The organism is Phormidium sp. CCY1219, from assembly GCF_035615515.1.
Classification (GTDB): Bacteria; Cyanobacteriota; Cyanobacteriia; order Cyanobacteriales; family Laspinemataceae; genus CCY1219.
This window is the reverse complement of sequence record NZ_JAJENT010000647.1, coordinates 1-4,125: the sequence shown is the minus strand read 5'-3', so window position 1 is coordinate 4,125 and position 4,125 is coordinate 1. Positions and strand designations below refer to the sequence as shown.

Below are 4,125 nucleotides of genomic sequence, written 5' to 3'. Positions count from 1 at the left end.
TTAGGCTGGTCAGGTGGTTAGAAGTACAAGCCCCTGGCTTTAGACATGGGGTTGGTTTCTACGGAGTCCCTGACTTCGGGAAAAGCAATGTCAGGTTCGAGCAGAACCGCGATCGCTTGTCGCGATCGCGGCGTAGCATGAAACCCACCCCCCACTAAGCAGGCGAGTTGATTGGCGTCCACTCCGCCCAATTTTGCGGTTTCAAGAATCGTTCCGTCAGTTCGGCTTCCCGGCTATTCGGTTCCGGTTGATAGCCATATTCCCACCGCACCAGGGGCGGTAAAGACATCAGAATCGATTCAGTGCGCCCATTGGTTTGCAGGCCAAAAATCGTTCCCCGGTCGTACACCAAATTAAATTCCACATAACGTCCGCGCCGATAGAGTTGGAAATTGCGCTCGCGATCGCCATACTCCATCGACCCCCGCCGCTCGATAATCGGCCCGTAAGCCGGGATAAATGCCTCCCCACAGGCGCGCACAAACGCAAATAACTCTTCCCAATTGCGCGGTTTAACTTCCCCGATGCTCTGGCTGTACTGCGCCGCCGGACCATTTGCATCCGGACCGCGATACAGTTCGCCGCGACCATCTTGATAGTCAAAGAAAATCCCCCCCACACCGCGCATTTCTTGGCGATGCTTCAAATAAAAATACTCGTCGCACCAAGGTTTGAAAACCGCATAATACTCCGGATGGTGAGCGTCGCACGCTTGCTTCAGGGTCTTGTGGAAATGCGCCGCATCTTCCGCAAACGGATAGTACGGCGTTAAATCCGCACCCCCACCGAACCACCACACCGGACCGGCTTCAAAATAGCGGTAGTTCAAATGAACCGTGGGCACGTAAGGATTGCGCGGGTGAAGCACCATCGAAGTACCGGTGGCATAAAATCCATGCCCTTCCGCCTCCGGGCGTTGCTTCAAAATCGAGGGGGGCAGTTGCGTTCCCCAGACCTCGGAAAAATTTACCCCACCTTGTTCGAAGACATTGCCTTCGCGAATCACGCGAGAACGGCCCCCACCCCCTTCGGGACGTTCCCAAGCGTCTTCCTTGAAGGTGCCCCCCCCATCGAGTTCGGTCAATCCCTGACAGATATTATCTTGGATCGAGCGCATGAACTGGCTGACTCGTTCTCTGGAGTCACTCGGGGGTAGGCTTTGGCTCACCGTAGCCTCAGACGTGGAAGAAACTGTCATAATTTTAAAGAAATGTCGTTTACCGCAACAGAAATCGGGAGTCTAGTCCATTGGATCCCAAATCCGGGTTAGGCGCGATCGCTCTGGATAAGCATTCTTTTGCCCAACCATAGGCAAATCATAAGGATACTCAACTATGGTATCCCAATCAAGAAATTTCCCCGCCACCTTAAAAAATCTACATAACACTATAAAAAAAGATACATTACGAAATAATTAGAAACGTTTGGGGTGGTTCGGCAAGCGGATGGCACAGGAGGCGGCGATCGCCTCGCAACAATCCAGCGCAGGCCCAACGCCGAAGCCTCCCGCTTCCCTCACCGACGCCACCTCAACCCTTGCAGATCCTTCCCTCCATCCCAAGGAGAACACTATGTCTCAAAAACTCGATTCCCAAGCAGTCCTAGACGTATTGCGACCAGTTCAAGACCCCGAACTCCAAAAGAGTTTAGTCGAGTTAAACATGATTCGCAATGTGGCGATCGATGGCGGTAAAGTCAGCTTTACCCTAGTCCTCACCACCCCCGCTTGTCCCTTGCGCGAATTCATCGTCGAAGACTGCCAAAAAGCGGTTCGCACCCTGCCCGGAGTCGAGGATGTGGCAGTTGATGTCACCGCAGAAACTCCCCAACAAAAACAACTGCCAGACCGCCAAGGCATCGAAGGAGTCAAAAATATCTTTGCCGTCTCTAGCGGTAAAGGCGGCGTGGGCAAAAGCACGATCGCCGTCAATATCGCCGTCACTCTCGCCGAAAGCGGCGCGAAAGTTGGCTTACTCGATGCCGATATCTACGGCCCGAACGACCCGGCGATGCTCGGATTGGCCAATGCTCAAGTCACGGTCACTCAAGGTTCCGAAGGGGAAGTGCTCGAACCGGCGTTCAATCACGGCATCAAACTGGTGTCAATGGCTTTCTTAATCGACAAAGACCAGCCAGTAATCTGGCGCGGACCAATGCTAAATGGCATCATTCGTCAGTTTCTCTATCAAGTAAACTGGGGAGAACTGGACTATCTGATTGTGGATATGCCCCCCGGCACCGGCGACGCTCAACTGACAATGGCCCAAGCGGTCCCAATGGCAGGGGCAGTCATCGTCACTACCCCCCAAGAGGTGGCCTTGCTAGACTCGCGCAAGGGCTTGAAAATGTTCGAGCAATTAAACGTCCCGGTTTTAGGTATCGTGGAAAATATGAGCTATTTTATCCCCCCGGATATGCCGGAGAAAAAATACGATATCTTCGGTTCCGGTGGCGGAGAAAAAACCGCTGAGGAACTCGGGGTGCCTTTACTCGGTTGCGTACCACTGGAAATTTCCCTGCGAGAAGGCGGCGATGCCGGCATTCCCATCGCTATCTCCAATCCGGAGTCCCCTTCGGCTAAAGCAATGCGCGACATTGCCCAACGAATTGCTGGTAAAGTTTCGGTGGTCGCTTTAGCCTCCTAAGTAAATAAGAAGAAAGAAGTATGAAGGACAAACCCAATCGGGCAACATCCCCCAACTTCATACTTCACACTTTTCTTTATTCCTGAGATATGTTTCACAACTCATTGCTGCGAATTCGTTGGCGAGACTGGATCCAACCTTGGATTCAGCTCGATTGGCTGCTGCTGGCTCTGCCTGTGGGCTTGACGGCCTTTGGCGGGATTATGATCCGCAGCACCGAAATTAACTTGGGTTGGACTGACTGGTGGCAGCATTGGATCGTGGGCAGCATTGGTTTGCTCCTGGCGCTGACGATCGCCCGCTCGCGTTACGATGCCCTCATCCAGTGGAAGTGGGTCATCTATGGCGTCACGAATTTTGCGTTGCTCGCTGTGATTTTCGTGGGTACGGAAGCGTTGGGGGCACAGCGCTGGATTGCCATTGGCGGCTTTAACGTTCAACCCTCTGAATTCGCTAAGTTAGGCGTCATTATTACCCTGGCCGCACTCCTGCACGATCGCACCGCCGATACTCTTCCTTCGGTCTTCAAAATTCTGGCCATTACCGCTGTCCCCTGGGCATTGGTTTTCTTGCAACCAGATTTGGGGACTTCTTTGGTGTTTGGCGCGATTACGGTGGGCATGCTCTACTGGGGTAACGCCAAAATCGGTTGGTTGCTGTTGATGGTTTCTCCGGTGGTCGCTACCATCCTCTTCAGTGTCTATTTACCCGCCTGGTTCGCTTGGACCGGTTTGGTGGCTTTGTTCGCTTGGCGCAGCCTTCCTTGGCCCTGGTTGGGCGCTCTGGCTTCGATCGTGATGAATTTAATCTCGGGCCGCGTGGGTAGCCTTTTGTGGGGCTTGCTCAAGGATTATCAAAAAGAACGGTTAACCACTTTCCTCAATCCAGAACAAGACCCCCTCGGCGCAGGCTATCACCTGATTCAATCTCGCATCGCGATCGGTTCTGGCGGACTGTACGGTCGCGGACTCTATAACGGCACCCAAACTCAACTCAATTTCATCCCAGAACAGCACACGGACTTTATCTTCTCCGCGATTGGCGAAGAATTGGGCTTCATCGGCGCAATGTTGGTGCTGTTGGCGTTTTGGTTGATTTGCCTGCGTCTGGCAATTGTGGCGCAAAGCGCGAAGGACAATTTCGGCTCTCTGCTCGCGATCGGGGTGCTCTCGATGTTGGTGTTTCAGGTGGTGGTCAATATCGGCATGACGATTGGTCTGGCTCCCGTGACGGGTATCCCTTTACCCTGGCTCAGTTACGGTCGTTCGGCTTTGCTGACCAATTTTATCGCGATCGGTCTGGTAGAATCGGTGGCCAATCACCGCGAAAAACGCAAGAAGTATTAAGCGGTGGGTTTTGCCATTAAACTAGAAAAGAAAATCACTGTAAGTCCACTGGTACTCGGTCAGGAACCCCATCCCTAAAGGGAGGGGCTTGGTAAGACTTTATTTTCCCAAGCTCACCTGACCAGAAGACCAGA

General features: G+C 53.0%; 3 protein-coding genes. 2 read left to right on the top strand and 1 reads right to left on the bottom strand.

Translation table 11 applies throughout. From position 1 onward, the window contains the following. Positions 1-154: 154 nt before the first annotated feature. Positions 155-1,198, bottom strand: a complete 1,044-nt coding sequence (hemF, locus tag LKK83_RS18620; RefSeq protein ID WP_324632776.1) for an oxygen-dependent coproporphyrinogen oxidase — start codon at positions 1,196-1,198, stop codon at positions 155-157. Between the two features lie 373 nt (positions 1,199-1,571). Here hemF and LKK83_RS18615 point away from each other — a divergent pair, with 373 nt between their 5' ends. Next, positions 1,572-2,645, top strand: coding sequence for an Mrp/NBP35 family ATP-binding protein (locus LKK83_RS18615; RefSeq protein ID WP_324632777.1), 1,074 nt, complete (start codon positions 1,572-1,574; stop codon positions 2,643-2,645). Between the two features lie 89 nt (positions 2,646-2,734). Beyond that, a complete protein-coding gene (gene rodA / locus LKK83_RS18610) occupies positions 2,735-3,991 on the top strand; it encodes a rod shape-determining protein RodA (protein WP_324632775.1) in 1,257 nt (418 codons plus the stop codon). The last annotated feature ends 134 nt before the right edge of the window (positions 3,992-4,125 follow it).

Excerpts from the sequence above, each read along its gene's own strand:
- hemF (WP_324632776.1), bottom strand. The coding sequence starts at position 1,198 with ATGACAGTTTCTTCCACGTCTGAGGCTACGGTGAGCCAAAGCCTACCC.
- LKK83_RS18615 (WP_324632777.1), top strand. The coding sequence starts at position 1,572 with ATGTCTCAAAAACTCGATTCCCAAGCAGTCCTAGACGTATTGCGACCA.
- rodA (WP_324632775.1), top strand. The coding sequence starts at position 2,735 with ATGTTTCACAACTCATTGCTGCGAATTCGTTGGCGAGACTGGATCCAA.